This is a genomic window from Kitasatospora sp. NPDC088783, assembly GCF_044750705.1.
GTDB lineage: Bacteria > Actinomycetota > Actinomycetes > Streptomycetales > Streptomycetaceae > Kitasatospora > Kitasatospora fiedleri.
This window is the reverse complement of record NZ_JBIVKJ010000002.1, coordinates 463,372-481,286: the sequence shown is the minus strand read 5'-3', so window position 1 is coordinate 481,286 and position 17,915 is coordinate 463,372. Positions and strand designations below refer to the sequence as shown.

The 17,915-nt window shown below is 74.5% G+C and carries 13 protein-coding genes, 1 pseudogene and 2 riboswitches; of the genes and pseudogenes, 3 read left to right on the top strand and 11 right to left on the bottom strand.

The genetic code is table 11. The features are described from left to right. Nucleotides 1-66: 66 nt before the first annotated feature. Nucleotides 67-200: riboswitch (cobalamin riboswitch) on the bottom strand. Nucleotides 201-407: 207 nt separating this feature from the next. The 3 genes from ACIP60_RS06555 to ACIP60_RS06545 are packed head-to-tail and all read left to right on the top strand — an operon-like array spanning nucleotide 408 to nucleotide 3,976. Next, nucleotides 408-1,916 (top strand): MmgE/PrpD family protein, encoded by a 1,509-nt coding sequence (locus ACIP60_RS06555; RefSeq protein ID WP_400680708.1) that lies wholly within the window; start codon nucleotides 408-410, stop codon nucleotides 1,914-1,916. Further along, nucleotides 1,916-2,821: a methylisocitrate lyase gene (gene prpB / locus ACIP60_RS06550; protein WP_400680707.1), complete on the top strand. Its 906-nt coding sequence runs from the start codon at nucleotides 1,916-1,918 to the stop codon at nucleotides 2,819-2,821. Before ACIP60_RS06555 ends, prpB begins: the two co-directional genes overlap by 1 nt. An 18-nt stretch (nucleotides 2,822-2,839) precedes the next feature. Continuing rightward, nucleotides 2,840-3,976: a bifunctional 2-methylcitrate synthase/citrate synthase gene (locus tag ACIP60_RS06545; RefSeq protein ID WP_400680706.1), complete on the top strand. Its 1,137-nt coding sequence runs from the start codon at nucleotides 2,840-2,842 to the stop codon at nucleotides 3,974-3,976. Here ACIP60_RS06545 and ACIP60_RS06540 read toward each other — a convergent pair. From ACIP60_RS06540 to ACIP60_RS06490, 11 genes and pseudogenes are all read right to left on the bottom strand, one after another. Then, on the bottom strand, nucleotides 3,934-5,388 hold the full coding sequence (locus ACIP60_RS06540; protein WP_400680703.1) for a short-chain fatty acyl-CoA regulator family protein: 1,455 nt from the start codon (nucleotides 5,386-5,388) through the stop codon (nucleotides 3,934-3,936). The genes ACIP60_RS06545 and ACIP60_RS06540 overlap by 43 nt on opposite strands. Nucleotides 5,389-5,890: 502 nt before the next feature. Next, nucleotides 5,891-6,064: riboswitch (cobalamin riboswitch) on the bottom strand. Nucleotides 6,065-6,123: 59 nt separating this feature from the next. Next, entirely contained in the window at nucleotides 6,124-6,696 is a 573-nt protein-coding gene (locus ACIP60_RS06535) for an NUDIX domain-containing protein (protein WP_400680702.1), read from the bottom strand. Beyond that, a complete protein-coding gene (locus ACIP60_RS06530; protein ID WP_400680699.1) occupies nucleotides 6,693-7,274 on the bottom strand; it encodes an AAA family ATPase in 582 nt (193 codons plus the stop codon). The genes ACIP60_RS06535 and ACIP60_RS06530 overlap by 4 nt, the downstream gene beginning before the upstream one ends. 240 nt (nucleotides 7,275-7,514) lie before the next feature. Further along, entirely contained in the window at nucleotides 7,515-7,649 is a 135-nt protein-coding gene (locus ACIP60_RS06525) for a hypothetical protein (protein ID WP_400681599.1), read from the bottom strand. 56 nt (nucleotides 7,650-7,705) lie between these two features. Next, a pseudogene (locus ACIP60_RS06520) lies at nucleotides 7,706-7,849 on the bottom strand (IS3 family transposase); the annotation flags it as partial. A gap of 856 nt (nucleotides 7,850-8,705) precedes the next feature. Next, nucleotides 8,706-9,392, bottom strand: a complete 687-nt coding sequence (locus tag ACIP60_RS06515; RefSeq protein ID WP_400680697.1) for an SMI1/KNR4 family protein — start codon at nucleotides 9,390-9,392, stop codon at nucleotides 8,706-8,708. A 618-nt stretch (nucleotides 9,393-10,010) separates the two neighbouring features. Then, nucleotides 10,011-11,726, bottom strand: coding sequence for a penicillin-binding transpeptidase domain-containing protein (locus ACIP60_RS06510; protein ID WP_400680694.1), 1,716 nt, complete (start codon nucleotides 11,724-11,726; stop codon nucleotides 10,011-10,013). 261 nt (nucleotides 11,727-11,987) lie between these two features. After that, nucleotides 11,988-14,288, bottom strand: a complete 2,301-nt coding sequence (locus ACIP60_RS06505) for an aminotransferase class I/II-fold pyridoxal phosphate-dependent enzyme (protein ID WP_400680692.1) — start codon at nucleotides 14,286-14,288, stop codon at nucleotides 11,988-11,990. A 171-nt stretch (nucleotides 14,289-14,459) separates the two neighbouring features. Then, nucleotides 14,460-16,160, bottom strand: coding sequence for an AMP-binding protein (locus ACIP60_RS06500; RefSeq protein WP_400680689.1), 1,701 nt, complete (start codon nucleotides 16,158-16,160; stop codon nucleotides 14,460-14,462). Beyond that, the gene (locus ACIP60_RS06495; protein WP_400680687.1) at nucleotides 16,157-17,272 is read right to left on the bottom strand and encodes a Glu/Leu/Phe/Val dehydrogenase dimerization domain-containing protein; all 1,116 of its coding nucleotides are present in this window, start codon (nucleotides 17,270-17,272) and stop codon (nucleotides 16,157-16,159) included. The genes ACIP60_RS06500 and ACIP60_RS06495 overlap by 4 nt, the downstream gene beginning before the upstream one ends. 64 nt (nucleotides 17,273-17,336) lie before the next feature. Further along, entirely contained in the window at nucleotides 17,337-17,900 is a 564-nt protein-coding gene (locus ACIP60_RS06490; RefSeq protein ID WP_100834658.1) for a type 1 glutamine amidotransferase, read from the bottom strand. Nucleotides 17,901-17,915 lie beyond the last annotated feature (15 nt).

Below are 17,915 nucleotides of genomic sequence, written 5' to 3'. Positions count from 1 at the left end.
CCGGAGGAGGTGGCGCGCGGCGGCTCAGCCCTCGGAGCTCCGGCCCGCAGACCACGACGGGAGGAGTGGACGTACACCTCCGCCACCGGGTGATCGGGCTCGCCGTCGACAGCCGTCGACGGCCTACCGTTGCGGGTCAGCGCCGGATTCGGACCGGACTTCCCCCGACGGCGGAGTCGGGAAACATGACGGCCCATCATGGCGAGGCGCCGGAGGCCGGGTCAAGGGCGCGCGCGTCCCGCCGACGGACGCCCCGGTCGGCGGTGCGCCTCCGGTTCTTCGCAGGATTCGCCGATTCACCGGTCCGCCGGGTGCGGATTCCGCAGCTCGGCCTGCTGGACCGCCCGCGGCCCGACCGGCAGTCTCGATCATGCGCACCCCAGCCGCCGACGCCTCCGAGGAGTCCCGTGATCGAGCACCGCGTCCGTGTCCACCCCAGCGCCGACCGCCTCCCGCGCGAGGACCAACTCGCCTGGAAGCTCGCCGAGGTGGCCGCCGGCACCGAGCAACCGGAGGCGGCCTGCGCGGACACGGCCGTCAACCGGGTGATCGACAACGCCGCGGTGGCCGTCGCCTCGCTGCTGCGCCGCCCGGTCGCCGTCGCCCGCGCCCAGGCCACCGCGCACCGGGCCGCGCTCCCGGGCGCCTCGGTGTTCGGCAGCGGCACCCGGGTCTCCCCGGAGTGGGCGGCCTGGGCCAACGGCACCGCCGTGCGCGAACTCGACTTCCACGACACCTACCTGGCCGCCGACTACTCCCACCCCGGCGACAACGTCCCGCCGCTGCTGGCCGTCGCCCAGCACACCGGCCGCACCGGCGCGGACCTGCTGCGGGGCGTCGTCGCGGCGTACGAGGTGCACGTCGCCCTGGTCAAGGGCATCTGCCTGCACGCGCACCGGATCGACCACGTCGCGCACCTGAGCGCGGCCACCGCCTGCGGCCTCGGGGCGCTGCTGCGGCTGCCGACCGAGGTCACCTACCAGGCCGTCCAGCAGGCGGTGCACACCACCACCGCCACCCGGCAGTCCCGCAAGGGCGAGATCTCCAGCTGGAAGGCGTACGCCCCCGCGTTCGCCGGGAAGGCGGCGGTCGAGGCGGTGGACCGGGCGATGCGCGGCGAGACCTCGCCGTCGCCGGTCTACGAGGGCGAGGACGGCTTCCTGGCCTGGATGCTGGACGGCCCGTCCGCCGACTACGGGGTGCTGCTGCCGGGGCCGGACGAGCCGCGCCGCGCGATCCTGGACACCTACACCAAGGAGTACTCGGCCGAGTACCAGGCCCAGGCGGTCATCGACCTGGCCCGGCGGCTGCGCGGGAAGGCCGGCCCGCTGGAGCGGGTCCGCTCGGTCGTCCTGCACACCAGCCACCACACCCACCACGTGATCGGCTCCGGCGCGAACGACCCGCAGAAGTACGACCCCGCCGCGAGCCGCGAGACGCTCGACCACTCGATCCCGTACATCCTGGCCGTCGCCCTGGAGGACGGCGGCTGGCACCACGAGCGCTCCTACGCCCCCGAGCGGGCCGGACGTCCGGAGACCGTCGCGCTGTGGCGGAAGGTCACCACCGTCGAGGACCCGGAGTGGACCCGCCGCTACCACGACCCCGACCCGGAACGCCGGGCCTTCGGCGGACGCGTGGTGATCACGCTGGACGACGGCTCGGTCGTCGAGGACGAGCTGGGCGTGGCCGACGCCCACCCGGCCGGCGCCCGGCCCTTCGACCGGCCCGCCTACGAGGGCAAGTTCCGCACCCTCGCCGAGGGGATCGTCGTCCCGGCCGACCAGGAGCGCTTCCTCGCCGCCGCGGCCGGCCTCGCCGAACTCGGGGCCGCCGACCTCGGCGAGCTGTTCCCGGCCGTGGACGCCGAAGCGGTGCGCGCCTTCGACGCGACCCTGCCGAAGGGCCTGTTCTGATGCTGCACACCCGCACCACCCCCGCCCAGCGCCGCCGGGCCTTCCGCGAACAGCTCGCCTCCGGCCGGCTGCTGCGCCTGCCCGGCGCGATCAACCCGCTCTCCGCCCGCCTGATCCAGGACCTGGGCTTCGAGGCCGCGTACCTGTCCGGCGCGGTGCTCGCCGCCGACCTCGGCCTGCCCGACATCGGCCTCACCACCGTCACCGAGGTCGCCCAGCGCGCCCAGCAGACCACCCGCGCCACCGACCTGCCGGTGCTGATCGACGCCGACACCGGCTTCGGCGAGCCCGTGAACGCCGCCCGCACCGTCCAACTGCTGGAGGACGCCGGGCTGGCCGGGCTCCACCTGGAGGACCAGGTCAACCCGAAGCGCTGCGGCCACCTCGACGGCAAGGCCGTCACCTCCCGGGAGGAGATGGTCCGCCGGGTCCGGGCCGCCGTCGACGCCCGCCGCGACCCCGACTTCCTGCTGATGGCCCGCACCGACGCCCGCGCGGTCGAGGGGCTCGGCGCGGCGATCGACCGGGCGAAGGCGTACGTCGACGCGGGCGCCGACGCGGTCTTCCCCGAGGCGCTGGCCGACCTCTCCGAGTACGAGGCGTTCCGCGCGGCGGTGGACGTGCCGCTGCTGGCCAACCTCACCGAGTTCGGCAGGACCCCGCTGCTGGACACCCGCACCCTGACGGACCTCGGCTACAACATCGCCCTCTACCCCGTCACCCTGCTGCGCCTGGCGATGGGCGCGATCGAGGACGGCCTGCGGACCATCGCCGCCGAGGGCACCCAGGAGTCCCTGCTGCCCCGGATGCAGACCCGCTCCCGGCTGTACGAGCTGCTCGGCTACCGGGAGTACGCGGCCTTCGACTCGGCCGTCTTCGACTTCACCCTGCCGCCCGGCACCTGACGCACCGGAGGTTCACCCATGCCCGCCACCACGCCCGGGGTCCACCGCGGCCTCGCCGGTGTCGTCGTCGACACCACCGGGATCTCCACCGTCCTCCCGGAGACCAACTCCCTCACCTACCGCGGCTACCCCGTCCAGGAGCTGGCCGCGCACCGCTCCTTCGAGGAGACCGCCCACCTGCTCTGGCGCGGCGAACTCCCCGACCCGGCCCAGCTGCGCGAGTTCCGGGCCCGCGAGCGCGCGCTGCGCCCGCTCGACCGCACCACCGCCGAACTGCTGGCCAAGCTGCCCGAGACCTGCCACCCGATGGACGTGCTGCGCACCGCGGTCAGCTTCTTCGGCGCGGAGGACCCCACCGAGGACGACGGCCGTCCGGCCCCCGCCCTCGCCAAGTCGCTGAACCTGCTGGCGAAGCTGCCGACCGTGGTCGCCGCCGACCAGCGCCGCCGCCGCGGCCTGGCCCCCATCGCGCCGGACCCGGACCTGGGGTACGCCGAGAACTTCTTCCACATGTGCTTCGGCACCGTCCCCTCCCCCGAGGTGGTGCGCTGCTTCGAGGTCTCCCTGGTGCTGTACGCCGAACACAGCTTCAACGCCTCCACCTTCACCGCCCGGGTGGTCACCTCCACCCTCTCCGACCTCTACAGCGCCGTCACCGCCGCGATCGGCGCCCTCAAGGGCCCGCTGCACGGCGGCGCCAACGAGGCGGTGATGCACATGCTGGAGGAGATCGGCGACCCGGCCCGGGCCGCGGACTGGCTCGACCGGGCACTCGCCTCCGAACGGAAGATCATGGGCTTCGGCCACCGGGTCTACAAGGACGGCGACTCCCGCGTCGCGATCATGCAGGCGGCCCTCGACCGGCTGGTCGAGGGCTCGGCGGACCCCCGGGCCGTCCGGCTGGCCGCCCTGCACACCGCCCTGCGCGAGGCGGTGCTGGAGCGCAAGGGCATCCACCCCAACCTGGACTACCCGGCGGGCCTCGCCTACCACCTGATGGGCTTCGACACCCCCGCCTTCACGCCGATCTTCGTGATGAGCCGGATCACCGGCTGGACCGCCCACATCACCGAGCAGCTCGCCCACAACGCGCTGATCCGCCCGCTCGCCCGCTACGACGGTCCGGGCCGCCGGACGGTGCCGGTCACCGGGTAGGGCACCCGGGTGCGCCGGTCCGGGTCCACCGCGAGCCGGCCGGCGGCCGGGGGGCGGGCCCGCTGGGCGCAGTCGGTCCGTTCGCAGATCCGGCAGCCCAGGCCGATCGGGGTGGCGGCCCGCCCCCGGTCGAGGGCGATCCCCTCGGAGTAGACCAGGCGGTGGGCGTGGCGCAGTTCGCAGCCGAGGGCGACGGCGAACTCGCTGCGGGGCGCGCGGTGGCCGTGGCCGCCGTGGGTCACCGTCCGGGCGATCCAGAGGTAGCGCTTGCCGTCGGGCATCTCGGCGACCTGGGTGAGGATGCGCCCGGGTGCGGAGAACGCCTCGTAGACGGTCCAGAGCGGGCAGGTGCCGCCGAGCCGGGAGAAGTGGAAGTCGGTCGCCGACTGCCGCTTGGAGATGTTGCCCGCCCGGTCGGCGCGCAGGAACGAGAACGGCACGCCGCGCCGGCCGGTGCGCTGGAGGGTGGACAGCCGGTGGCAGACCGTCTCGAAGCCGACGCCGAAGCGCGCCTGGAGCAGTTCGACGTCGTAGCGCAGTTCCTCCGCGGCGGCGTGGAAGGCGGAGTACGGCATCAGCAGGGCGCCCGCGAAGTAGTTGGCGAGGCCGATCCTGGTCAGGTCGGCGGCCTGCGCGGAGGTGAAGGCCGGTTCGGCCGCCGCGACCAGGGCGTCGAGCAGCGGGCGGTGTTCCAGCAGCGCGAGCTGGGTGGCGAGTTGGAAGGCCCGCTGGCCGTCCGCCAGCCAGGGCGACAGGCGCAGGGTGCCGCCGGCCGGGTCGAACCGGCGCATCTCGGCCCGGTCGCCCGGGTCGGCGTCCAGCACCCGCACCCCGTGGCGGGCGCCGAACCTGGCCACCAGCGCGGCCGTGCGGCCGGTCAGGTCCGCGGCGAGGGCGGCGGCGGTGCGTTCGGCCTCCGCGTCGAGGACCGCGATGTGGTTGTGGTGCGCGTAGAAGAAGTCCCGTACCTGGTCGTGGGGTTCGGCGGGCACCAGCGCCGCGGCGGCACCCCCCGGGTGGTCGAGTGCGGCGACCCGGGTGACGGCCTCCCGGTAGCGGCGGTGCAGCGCGACCAGCGCCCGGGCGACGTCCGGATGGTTCCGGCTCGCCTCCACCACCTCCTCCGCCGCGACCGCGGGGCCGCACGCCTCGTCGGCGAGGGCGGCCCGCAGGTCGGTGGCGAGCCGTTCCTCCTCCGCCTCGGAGAAGAACTCCGGCTCCACGCCGAAGACTTCGGAGATCCGCAGCAGCACCGCGGCGGTGAGGGGCCGCCGGCTGTGCTCGATCTGGTTGAGGTAGCTGGTCGAGAGGCCCAGCTCGTGCGCCAGCTCGACCTGGTTCATGCCGTGCTCGCGGCGCAGCCGCCGCAGTTTCGCGTGGGCGAAGACCTTGCGCCCGACGGGTGGTGCCATGGTGCGACGTGTCCCTCTTCCTGCTCTGCCTGCTCTGCTCCGTACGCTGCCCCGCGCGTCAGGCGGGCCGCCCCTCCGGAGGGCGTGGATGATCGCGGAGAAGTCCGGTCCGGCGGCCTCGCCCCGGGCGAAGTCGGCGGCCGAACTCGGCGGCCGAACTCGGCGGCCCGGCGGCCGAGTTCGGCCGGGACGGCGACGGCGAACCCCACCGCCTCCAGGCCGCGCCGGAGGTCCCCGGGGGTGCCGGCGACCGGCTTGCCGGCCACGCGGGGGGCGAGTTCTCGTACCATCGGCTCCTTCTCCCGTCCCGGGTGGTGCGGAGGGGAGGAGTGGAGGCCGCCGGCGGGGGCGGTCGCGCGGCGGTGCGGCCACCGCGCGGACGCGGCGACCTGACACTCCGTCAGGGGATCTGGGCCCCGACGGACTTCGGCACGTGGCCGGGTGGCGCACCGGTGGTGCGGGAGCAGCCCGGGGTCATGGCGTGTCGTCTCCATCCTCGTGGAAAACACGGATCACCCGCGGCCGGTATCCTGACTCCCGGATCGACGCCCGCCCCCCGGCCTTCCCGGCTGGCTGCCAGTGGCCCTCGCCCACGAGGACGGACTCCCCGGTCACAGTGGCGGGACCGTGCCGGACTCGCACCGGCTTCCCTGACACCGCGGACCTGCCCTCGACCCTATAGTCGGGCGTCCTGGTAAGTCCAGGGCATCCGCGCCCCCTCGCCCCGCGCCGCCGTCACCCCCGAGCCGCGCCACCGGCGGGCGAGCCGGGGGCGGCCGTGCGCCGCGACGTCAGCAGGACGGCGGCGAGCGTGCCCGCCTCGGTGATCCGGCCGTCCGCGCACATGGCCACCGCCTCCGGCAGGGGCACCCAGCGCAACTCCATGTCGGCCTCGCTCGCCTCCCGGCGGTGCTCCCCGACGGTCAGACCAGTGGCGAGGTACAGGTGCTCCCGGGTGCGCGCACCGGCGGGCATCCGCCACATCGCCGTCAACGGCTCGACCCGGTCGGCCCGGACGCCGGCCTCCTCCGCCAGCTCCCGCCGCGCCGCCGCCGCAGGCTCCTCCCCCGGCTCGCACCCTCCCCCGGGACACATCAGCAACCGCTGCCCGCACGCGTAGACGTCCTCCTCCACCAGTGCGACCCGCCCCCACCCGTCGAGCGCCACGACCCGCACCCCGTCGACGGACTCCGTGAACTCGTAGGTCCCCGTGCTCCGATCGGCCCGCCGGACCGCGTCACGGCGCACCACCAGCCGCACTCCCCGGTACTGGACGGTCGACGAGAGCGTGGTCCAACCGTCGATCATGCCGACTCCTCCCGGGGCTGTGGCGCACGGCCGGGCAACGCCCCGAGGATCTCCAGGGCCCGGTCGGCGACCTGACGGGGCGTGCGGCGGGTGGTGTCGATGACGTCGGCGGCGGCGGCCAGCCACCCCCGGTACGCCTCGGCGTAGCGGGGCAGCCTGCCGCGCCGGAAGGCGCGGACCCTCTCGCTGCGCTCCTCGTCCCCGGGGAACTCGGCACCGGCGTCGATGCGGGCCCGGACCGTGTCCGGGTCGGCGTGCAGCAGCAGGTGGTGCAGCGGGACGCCGGCGGCGCGGACGGCGTGGTGGATCTCGGCGGCGTAGTCCCGGCGCAGCAGCGTCATCGGGACGATCACCGGCCCGGCGTCGTTCTCCCGGTGGCAGCGGACGGCGAGTTCGGCGACGAGGGGGCGCCAGGCCGGGTTGTCCTGGAAGTCGGCGTACTTGCCGGGGAAGACCTGGCGCAGCAGGAAGCCGACCTCCTCCGGGTCGACCAGGACGGCCCCGGGCAGCTCGCTCCGTAGGGTGGCGGCGAGGGTGGTCTTCCCGCCGCCGAAGGGGCCGTTGAGCCAGACGATCACCGGGGGTTCCTTCCGTGGGGGGGGCCGGTTCGCCGGTGCGGGTGAGCTGCACCGAGTTCCGTGGAGTCCGTGATCGCGTGTTCAGGCGGACTGCGGAATGGCTTCCTGGCTTCACCAGTAGTCGCGTTCGTATTCGGCCGGCGGCAGGTAGCCGGGGGCGGAGTGGAGCCGCTCCTCGTTGTCCCACGTGACCCGCTGGAAGATCGCCCGCCCGACCCGGCCGAACCCGGTCCAAGGGCTCTACATCTCGATCAGTCCGTCCTTGAAGGTGCCGTTCAGGGCCTCGGCCATCGCATTGCCGTACGAGTCGGCGATGGATCCGACCGATGCGGCGGAACCGGTCTCGGCGAGCCGCTCGGTGTAGCGAACGGACACGTATGGCGCCCCCTGTCTCTGTGGTGGATCAGCCCGGAGCCCTTCTTGGCCCTCCGCCGCCACAGCGCCATCTCCAACGCGTCCAAAGGAAGTTCGGTGCGCATGTGGCCGGCGACCTGCCAGCCGATGATCGTCCGCGAGAACACGTCCGGGACGGACGCGACGCAGACCCACCCGAACCAGATCCGCACATACGTCATGTCCGCCCCCCATAGCTGGTCGGGCCGCTCGACGGTGAAGTCCCGCCTGACCAGGTCCGGCGGCCTGGGCGCGGCCGGCTCCGGGACCGCCGTGCGGCGCCGGCGGCCGCGGATGACGCCCTCGGTGCCGGGCTCGGCCGTCAGGCGCCCGGCCGTGCACCGGGCGGCCCCGGCACCCTTGCGCCTGAGCGCGCGGGTGACCCGCCGGGCACCGCAGGCGGCCCGGACCCGTCGTGGACCTGGACGATCAGCGGCATGAGCTGTCCGTCGCGCAGCCGGCGGGCGGACACCGGCCGCTGCCCACGGGCGAAACAGGCCGACGGCGACAGGCCCGGCACCCGGCAGACGGGACCGGCCCCGAAACCGTCACGCAAATAGTCGATCACCTGCCCGGCCCCGTCCGGAGACGGCCGGTCTCCCGGGCGAAAAACACGCCGGCGGACTTGAGGATCTCACCCGCCCGCCGCAACTCCCCGTTCTCCCGCCGAGTTGCCGGAGTTCCCCGAGCCCGTCACCGGCCAGCCGGTCGTCGCGTTCTCCGGCGTCCGCCTCGGCCCGGCAGACCCGGTGGCACAGGGCCTCCTGGTGGACACCCAGGTCCCGCACGACGCGCACGACCGGGCGGCCCGCCGTACGGACCTCACGGATCGCACGCTCACAGAACTCCCCGGGTATCTGCCCGGCGCTGGCACAGCACGTGGTTCCCCTCACGCCAGGACCGCAACCCCGACTTCCGGGACTCCACCGAACTCAGCGCAGCCCAACTTGACGTGCAGGTCTCTGCTCAGATCAGCACGACAACTGGCGCTGAATCAGCGAGGTATCTGGCGGCTGGTGATCGTTTGGCAAGCAAGCGCTATGAAGGGCTGGCCTGCTGCTGCCGACGTTCGCTCTCATCGAGCCACGTCAGATACCAGCGAGCGAACGTCATCGGCTCGCCGCGCTCGTCCAGCAACGGAGTGAGGTCCTCGTCGTCCACCCGGTCGTCGGACCAGATCCGCCCCTGCTCGGGACCGCTGATGATCAGCCACTGGCGGGCGGCGCAGCCCAGGTGCGAGATCACGACGGCGCCTACCGTGCGGTCCGGTGAGAACATCACGGGCTCCCATCGCTCGTCCCAGGACTCGATGGCGTCGTCGAAGTCCTCGATCTCCTCGAAATCGTCCTCCTCCGGCCGTTCTTCCAGAAGCGCCCTCACGTGCTCCGGGTCCGGGCCCTGCCGGGGGAAGGGTTCGCCCAGCCTGGACAGATCCGTGAGGTCGGCGCCATCTCCTTCCCAACGCCAGCGGCTCTGGATCCGCCGGACAGGAAAGACGCCATACGCTGGGCCAGCGCCGCCAGCTCCTACCTGGAGAAGGAACCCGCGGTACTCCTCGGGCAGGACAACACCTATCTGGGCCTCGAGGTCAGCCACCTCTGCCGAGGTCAGCTGCTCGTCCAAGGCGAACCGGTGCCCCCGCGAACCGAACACCCCGGCACCCGCCGGACTCACCCCGAGCGCACGCACGCGCTCCCGAACGCCAACCCAGGTCTGATCAGTCATGGGCCGAGCTTACGAGGCGTGCCCGACGGCCCGGGTGACCGCCTCGGAGGCAAGGACAGTCATTGCTGAGCCTCTCGATGCCCCCGTGCCTCGCTGGTCAAGTAGCCAGGAAAACGTGACCACCGACGGTGAAGAGTGGCCGACTGTCGGGGCCAGTCACACCTTGGACGACAGATGCCGTGCTGACACGACAGTTAGCTTGCCGAGGCACAGACAACTCACCGTAGCTGGATGCAGACGAGGCCAACTATTGACCCCCAAGGGCCAGGTACCGATTCCGGTCTCAGCTCCCGGCTCCCGGCTCCCGACTCGCGGGCGGCGCGGGCCTGTTCGAGGGCCGTTGCCCGGCCGTTGCCCGATCGGTGGCCGGGCCGGTGCGGACGCCGGGGTGGGCGGCGGACCGGACGGGAGGGTCGTACGGGGCGCAGCCGTCGGCGGATTCATCCGTTCGGCTGACGGCGGTCCGGGCGGGGTTTCGGGCGGGCCGCGCCGCCCGCGTCCGGCGGGGGCCCTCGGGCGAAACCGCCGGCAGCCGAGCGGACCGCGCCGAACCGTCCGGACCGTCCGGACCGGACACCGCCCGCCCGGGATGGCAGGCCGTCGCCGGACTGCCGTGGTTCAGCCGTTGCCGATCCGCAGCAGCTCGGCGACGGCCGGGCCGGCCGACTGGGCGCCGTGCAGGCCGCCCTCGACCTCGGCGGCCACGGCCAGGTCGCCCCGGTAGGCGGTGAACCAGCTGTTGGCGGGCTTGCCGCCGCCGACCTCGGCGGTGCCGGTCTTGGCGGCGGCGCCGGGGATGCCGGCCATCGGTCCGGCGGCGGTGCCGCTCTGCGCGGTCCGGGTCATCAGGGCGCGCAGGTCGTTCAGCACGCCCTTGGAGAGCCGCCGGGCGGCGGGCTGCTGCGGCAGGCCGGGCAGCAGGATCGGCATCCGGAAGGTGCCGCTCTGGACGGTCGCCGCGACCGAGGCCATGGCGAGCGGGTTGGTCTGCACCCGGCCCTGGCCGATGAACTCGGGGGCGGCGGCGGCCATGTTCGACTCGGTCGGGATCCTGGTGTCGAAGTCGGTCAGGCCGGTCCGCCACTCCAGGCCGAGGCCGAACACCTCCTTGGCGGTGTTCGGCAGGCTGTCGGGTTTCAGCACCTCCCGGCCCTTCTCGAGGAAGGCGGTGTTGCAGGACTGGGCGAAGTCGTCGGCGAAGGTGTTGCCGGGCCGGGCGTCCGCGAAGTCGTTGGCCACCGGGAGGCCGGTGACCAGGGTGGTGGCCGGGCAGGGCACCGGGGTGGACGGGGTGACCCCGGCCTCCAGCAGGGCGGCGGCGGTGACCACCTTCATCGTCGAGCCGGGCGGGGTGATGCCGGTGAAGGCCCGGTTCGGGCCGGTGGACGGGGAGAAGGCGTAGGCCAGGACGTGGCCGGTGCTGGGCTCGATCGCGACCAGCGAGGCGGCCCGGGTGCCGCCCGCGGACTGCTTCGCGACGGCGGCTTCGGCGGCCTCCTGGAGGCGGGCGTCCAGGGTGAGCTTCAGGGCGGGGATCGGCCGGGGTTCCGTGACGGTGAACAGCTTCTCCGCCGTGCCGTCGGAGTCCTTGGTGATCAGCACGGCGGAGCCGTCGTCCGCGGTGCCGCCCTGCGGGACCAGCGCCGTGAACTGCTCCAGGGACCCGGCCAGCGAGGGGAAGCCGGTCAGCGGCTTGCCGTTGCGGTCGGTGATGCCGGCGGGTGTCCCGGCGACCGGGCGCACCGCGATGCTCTCCCCGGCGTCCAGGTGCGGGTGGATCACGTGCGGCGTCCAGTGCACGACGGTCCGGCCGTCGCGGGTCCGCACCAGGCCGAGCACGCCGTCGTAGGTCCACGGCGTGCCGGTCCCGGCGAACTCCACGCTCGCGCTGAACGGCAGCGAGAGCGCGGTGTCCGTCGCCGGGGCGGCGGACGGGGCGGACGGGGCGGACGGGGCGGCGGACGGGATGGAGCCCGGCGCCGAGGGGTCGGGGCCGGCCGCGGGCCCGCCCGCGGTCAGGTGGATCGCGCTCGGCCCCACCTGGCGCTGGAACGCGGTCAGCGCGGTGGTCGCCGCGGCGGGGTCGTCGGTGGCCGCGGCGGCGCCCGACAGGTCGCCCCCGGCCCAGGCCGCGAGGAACGCCCGGGCGGCACCGGCCGCCTGCTCGGCGGTCGGCGGCCCGGTCACCGCGGGCCGCGCCCCGGCCGCGGCCGCCCCGCCGGACCGGCCGGACCTGCCGGTCAGGGCGGTGGCGAGGTTGTAGACGCCGTAGCCGGCCACGGTCACCACGGCCGTGAGGACGGTGGCGATGGCGGTCTTCACGCTCTTGCGCACGGTGCTCTTCCCCCCTGGGTCGGGCTGTCGGAGAGGCCCCGGCCGCGCACCACGCACCACGCACCACGCACCACGCACCGGCACATCACGCCCCGGCCCGCCGCGCCCCGCCCGAGTCCTCCGCCCGCCACGCTAGGGCCGTACGCGGACGGTCCGCCTGAGCATCCGTACTCAGAAGGGGCCGCACGGGAGCGCCCCGGCCCGGTGGTCCGGGTCGGGGCGCTCCCAAGAGGACGCTCGGGGCGAGCAGTTGACGGGCCGTCAGGACGCGGAGTCCGGCAGGCCGAACACCACCTGGTTGGAGAGCACCACCCCGTGGCTGCTGACGTCGATGGTGATCCGGTCCCCGTCCGCGATCCGGAACCCGTCGTGGTAGCTGGCCTGGTCCGCGCCGAGCAGCAGGTAGTGGACCAGCCCGGGGCGGCGCAGCGCCGGGTACTCGAAGAGGTTGTCCACCATCGCCTGGACCTTGAAGTACAGCGCGTCCTCGCCGCAGTCGAACGGGCCCTCCCAGGCGGTGGCGCCGTCCCGCTCGATGGTGACCCGGCCGGTGACCGAGGAGGGCGGCTCGCCGAGGAAGAGCCAGGGCGCGATGGAGGTGTCGACCAGCTTGCAGTACGGGTTCCAGCCGGGGTTGCGGATGTGCAGGCCGATGTCGCACAGGTCGTTGCCGAAGGTGTACCCGGCGTACCGCGGGTTGCCCGCGTCGTCGTTGACGTAGACCAGGGCCACCTCGGGCTCCTCGATCAGCGCGACGGAGCGCTTGGGCGCGACCAGCGGGTCGCCGGGCAGCCGCAGCCAGGAGCCGAAGCCCTTGAAGAACCAGTTCGGCGCCACGAACTCCTCGCCCTCGACCGGCTCCTTCTCGAACTTCGAGCGGTGGGTGCGCATGAAGCCGCTGAGCAGGGCGTTGCCGGTGGCCTCGGGCAGCAGCGGCGGCAGGTAGCGGATCTCCTGCTCGCCGCCCTCGACGACGACCGGATCGGCCTCGGCCTTGATCGCGGCGATGACGTCCTCGGGGTTCTCGGCGGCGATGAACTCGGCCTGCAGCCGGCCGTCGTTGACCCGGTAGAGGGTCAGCGGGGCGCCGGGGACGGGCTTCTCGAAGCCCGCGTACCGCTGGCCCTGGTATTCGCATTCGAAGAGTACGGCCATCTCCGGTTCCTCCTGAGCTCGTTGGTGCGTGCGGTCCGGCGCGGGCCGGACGGTGCGTGCGGTGACGGGTGGGGTGGTGCGTGCGGTGACGGGCGGGGTGGTGCGCGCGGTGGCGGGTGCGGGGGCGGATGCGGTGACGGGCGGGGTGGCGAGGTCGGCCAGGACCTCCTCGATCCGGTCGACGGACGCCCTGATCCAGGGCAGGTCGAGCGGGTCGGCGGCGGCCAGCGCGGCCTCCTGCCGTTCGGCGGTGTCGCCGTAGAGCCGGCTGGTGGCGGCGCGCAGCCGCAGCGGCCCGGGGTCCTCGCCGAACTCCTCGGCGGCCAGCACGCCGAGGCCGTGGCGGTCGGTGAGCAGCCGGGCCAGCGCCGTGCCGGTGTGCACGCCGTGGGCGGCGAGCGGCTCGCGCAGCGGCTCGAAGTCCGGGTAGAGGTAGCAGGTGGCGCGGACGGGGTCGAGCAGGGCGCCGGCGGCGGTGAACCGCTCGGCGACGGCGCGGACGACCCGCCCGTGCAGCCGGCGGGCGGCGGCCACCCGGGCGGTGACCTCCGGCGGTTCGTCGAAGGCGTAGGCGGCGGCGGCCTGGACGGGGGCCGGCGGGCTGGACCAGATCTGGCTGGCGACGGCGACCAGCCGATCGCGCAGCTGTCGGCCGGCCGGGCCGGAGGGCAGCAGGGCGACGCCGGTGCGCCAGCCGCCGACCGCCAGGTTCTTGGTCAGTCCGCCGGTGACGACGGTGCGTTCGGGGGCGAACAGGGCCGGTGAGGCGGCCGGGGTGTCCGGGTCGAAGACCAGGTCGGTGTAGATCTCGTCGGAGATGACGGTCAGGTCCAGTTCCCGGGCGGCCTCGGCCAGTTGCCGCACGGTGTCGGGCGAGGCGACGTTGCCGGTGGGGTTGTCCGGCAGGGTGACCACGACCGAGCGCGGGTCGCGTCCGGCGGCGCGGGCGGCCCGGACGGCCTCGCGCAGCGCGTCCGGGTCCGGCACGCCGCCCTCGCCGGGCCGGACGGGGACCCGCAGGGCGGTGGCCCCGGCCAGCGCGGCCTGGGCCGCGTAGCTGACCCAGCTGGGCCGGGGCACCACCACGTCACCGCCGATCGCCTTGACCGCGGCGAACAGCAGGGACTTGCTGCCGGGCCCGGCGACCACCGCGTCCGGCTCGGCGGCCAGGCCGCGCCGCCGCCAGTACCCGGCGGCGGCGGCGCGCAGCGCGGGGCTGCCCGCCACCGGGCCGTAGGTCGCCTCGCCGACGGCGGCGGCCAGCCGCTCCCGCAGTTCGGGGAGGACGGGCAGGCCGATCTCCCCGCTGGCCATCATCAGGACCTGCTCGCCGGCGGCGCGTCGGCGGGCGAGTGCCTCGTCGGCGGCCAGCGTCGCCGACAGGGTCACCGGGGCGGGCTCGGTCATGGGCGGACTCCACGGGTCGGTTCGGGTCGGACGGGAGGGCGGCCGGCGGGCCGGACGGGGGCGCCGCCCGCCGTGGCACCGCCGCGCCCCGGCCCCGCAGGCCCCGCGGCGCCCGCGAGCCCGGCAGGTCCCGGGGGCCCCGCCGGGGCGGGGCCCCCGGCGGGAGCGGGGTCACTGCCCGCCATGGCTGCGGCGCAGTTCGGCCTTGCGGACCTTGCCGGTGAGCGTCTTGGGCAGGGCGTCGACCAGCACCAGGCGGTCGGGGAGGAAGCGCTCCTCCTGGCCGGCCGCGCGCAGGTGGGCCAGGATGCCGTCCAGGTCGGGGCGGGCGGGCCCGCTGGGCACGACCACGGCGAGGATCGGGTCGTCGGGGCGGCCGGTGGTGCCGACCAGGGCGGTCTCGGCGACGTCGGGGTGGCGGGAGACGATCGCCTCCAGTTCGGTGGTCGGGACGACCGCGCCGTCCCGGAGCAGGGCGTCCCGGGCCCGGCCGAGGATCCGGATGCCGCCCCGGCCGTCGGTGCGGGCGAGGTCGCCGGTGTCGAACCAGCCGTCGGCGTCGAGTTCGGCGGCGAAGGCGTCCGCGCGCCGGTGGTAGCCGAGCGCGCGGGCCGCGCCGCGCACCCGCAGCCGGCCGACGTCGGCCCGGGTGCCGGGGCGGTCGGGGTCGTCCACGCGCAGTTCCATCGCGTCGATCGGTCCGCCGTTGCTGTGGGCGGCCCGGTCCGCGTCGTAGTCGAGCCGGGTGATGGTGACCGGCCCGAACTCGGACATCCCCCACACCGAGTAGGTGCGGGCGCCGAGCGTCTCGCGGACGTCGTCGACCAGGTCCTGGAGGACGGGCGCGGAGCCGGTGATGGCGTGCCGCAGGGTGGAGACGTCGCGCGGTTCGGCCCGCTGGGCGCGGATGACGTCGGCGAAGGTGCTCGGCGGGCCGTAGATCAGCGTGGCGCCGTACCGTTCGACCAGGTCGAGCAGGACGTCGTTGCGCCGGAGGTCCTGGAAGGCGACGGTGCCGCCGACCATGACGCCGGTCAGCACGCCCTGGCCGAAGCCGGAGTAGTGCACCAGCGGGGTGGTGACGGCCGCCACCAGGCTGTCGTCGAGCAGGAAGGTGTCGGCGTAGCCGCGGACCGCCGCGTGGACGGTGTTCTGGCTGTGCAGGACGCCCTTGGGCAGGCCGGTGGTGCCGGAGGTGAACAGCACCACGAACGGTTCGTCGGGGGTGAGTGCGAGGCCGTCCAGGTCGCCGGTGCGGCCCTCCTCCCAGGGGGTGGCCACGAAGTGGTCCTCGAAGGAGAGGGTGCCGGGGCTGCGCCCGCCGACCACCACCACGTGCTCCAGCGGCAGGTCGGCCTTGAGGGCGGCGAGGTGCGCGGCCAGCGGGTAGCCGTTCCACTCCGGGACGGTGACGCAGACCCGGGCGCCGGTCAGTTCGAGCCGGTGGCGCAGCTCGTCCTCCTGGCAGACCGGGTCGATCGGGCAGGTCACCGCGCCGATCCGGATCGCGGCGAACAGCAGCGGCACCGACTCCCAGCGGTTGGGGAGCTGGACGGCGACGAAGTCGCCGCGCCGGACCCCGAGTTCGAGCAGGGCGACGGCGAACCGGTCGGTCAGCCGGGCGAGTTCGGCGTAGTCGAGGGTGTCGGTGCGCGACTCCCCGACCCGGCGGGCGGCGATGGCGAGCTTGCGCGGGCGCAGCCGGGCCTGCCGGTGCAGGTCGTCCAGGAAGGTCTCCCGGCGCCACCAGCCGCGCCGCAGGTACGCGGCGGCGAGTTCGGGGCTCGGCGCGAAGTCCGTTGCCTCCGACGGGGTCCGGTCGGTCGCCGCGGTCCCGGCGGGGGCGGTCGTGACGGTCTCGGCGGCGGTCATCCGCGCTCCTTGCGGCGCACGTCGAGCAGCTCGGGCAGCGGGTTGCCGGCCCGGCCGGCGGCGATCTCCAGCAGGTCGCGGGTGTTCTGCCGGACCCGGCCGCCGACCCAGTCGAAGACCCACTGCTTGCGGGCCTGCGCGGGCAGGTGGAAGGGGACGGCCCGGGTGACGGCGAGGGCGGCCGATCCGGCGCCGCCGATGTTGGCGATGACGCCGGGGACGAGGACGGCTCCGGCGGCGGCGATCTTCTCCTTGGCCTCGGCGGTGGAGGCGAGGTTGGCGCCCTCGACCACCAGGCGGGCCCGCAGCCGGTGGGCGTTCTCGGCGTTGAGCGCGTACTTCTGGGCGGCGAGGACCAGCAGGTCGGCGTCGACGTCGAGCCAGGCGTCGGGCTCGCCGGAGAGGGTGACGCCCTGCGGGAGGCGGGCGCGGTCGATCCGGCCGAACTCGTCGGTGATGTCGATCAGGTCGGCGACCGGCAGCCGGTCGGCGCTGATGGTGCCGCCGATGTCGGCGACGCCGACGATCAGGTGGCCGCGGTCCTCCAGGAACTGGGCGACCGCGCGGCCTACCGCGCCGAAGCCCTGGACCACCACCCGGGCCGGGCCGGTGCGGCCGTCGGCCTCCAGGGCGGTGACGGCGGCGACGCCGACGCCGTGGCCGGTGCAGTCGATCAGCGGCTCGTAGTAGGTGCGCCAGTCGATCGGCATGTCGGGGGCGCCGAGCCGGTAGCGCGGGTCGTACCCGGCCTCCTCGAAGAACACCGCCCGGTCGGCGGGGGTGACGCCCATGTCGATGCCGAGGTGGATGCCGCCGTGCAGCAGCGGCTTGACGGTGCGTCCGAAGGTGCGGAAGGTCTGCTCGCGGTCGCTGCCGTCGGAGACGATGCCGGCCTTGGCGCCGCCGATCCGCAGCCCGGCCAGGGTGAACTTCTCGGTCATGTCGCGGGCCAGTCCGGCGACCTCCTCCTCGGTGACGCCGGGGGTCATCCGGGTGCCGCCCATGGCGAGGCCGTCGACCAGGGAGTCGACCACCACCCAGCCCTTGAGGGTGCCGCCGCTGCCGTTGAGGTGGGTGGTGAAGGCGGGCGGCTGCGGGTCTGTCGAAGTCATTGCGGGGTCCTCCAGTACACGGACGGTTCGGGGTCGTGTGCCGCCTCGGCGGGCCGGACGGGGGTCACTGGTAGAGCTGGGCGAAGCCGCGCAGGATCTCCCGGCCGTCGCTGCGGAACTCCAGGTGGGCCTGGGAGCCGAGGATGCGGCCGTCGTCGGAGCGGATGAACTCCACCGGCGCGTGCTCGGAGCGGCCGATCGAGCGGAAGCCCGCGGGCGCCTCCTGGAGGTAGAGGGTGTGCCGGTGGAAGACCGTCACCTCCGGGCCGACGTGCGCGAAGAGCGGTTCCTCCTTGTCGACCTGCGCCCGGTGGCCGCCGACCCGCTGCGGGCCCTCGGCGAGCCGGCCGCCGGCCGCGACGGCGATGACCTGCATGCCGCCGCAGATCCCGAAGACCGGGACGTCCGCCTCGTTGACCAGGTCGATCAGCGGCTTGTAGAACTCGCCGTCGTAGGCGCGGACCTTGGTGCCGCTGAGCACGATCGCCTGGTAGCGGCCGTCCAGCCGGGCGGGCAGCTCGGCGGCGGCGGCCACCTCGGTCTCCGAGCCGAGCTCCTCGAAGCGGCTGCGGAGCTGTTTCAGGGACAGCGTCCCGTTGTTGACGACCAGCACTCGGGATTTCGCCACGTGCGGTGCTCCTCG

What these genes read in the sequence shown, in the direction of transcription:
- prpB (WP_400680707.1), top strand. Translation starts at nt 1,916, where the DNA reads ATGCTGCACACCCGCACCACCCCCGCCCAGCGCCGCCGGGCCTTCCGC.
- ACIP60_RS06545 (WP_400680706.1), top strand. Translation starts at nt 2,840, where the DNA reads ATGCCCGCCACCACGCCCGGGGTCCACCGCGGCCTCGCCGGTGTCGTC.
- ACIP60_RS06540 (WP_400680703.1), bottom strand. Translation starts at nt 5,388, where the DNA reads ATGGCACCACCCGTCGGGCGCAAGGTCTTCGCCCACGCGAAACTGCGG.
- ACIP60_RS06535 (WP_400680702.1), bottom strand. Translation starts at nt 6,696, where the DNA reads ATGATCGACGGTTGGACCACGCTCTCGTCGACCGTCCAGTACCGGGGA.
- ACIP60_RS06515 (WP_400680697.1), bottom strand. Translation starts at nt 9,392, where the DNA reads ATGACTGATCAGACCTGGGTTGGCGTTCGGGAGCGCGTGCGTGCGCTC.
- ACIP60_RS06505 (WP_400680692.1), bottom strand. Translation starts at nt 14,288, where the DNA reads ATGACCGAGCCCGCCCCGGTGACCCTGTCGGCGACGCTGGCCGCCGAC.
- ACIP60_RS06500 (WP_400680689.1), bottom strand. Translation starts at nt 16,160, where the DNA reads ATGACCGCCGCCGAGACCGTCACGACCGCCCCCGCCGGGACCGCGGCG.
- ACIP60_RS06495 (WP_400680687.1), bottom strand. Translation starts at nt 17,272, where the DNA reads ATGACTTCGACAGACCCGCAGCCGCCCGCCTTCACCACCCACCTCAAC.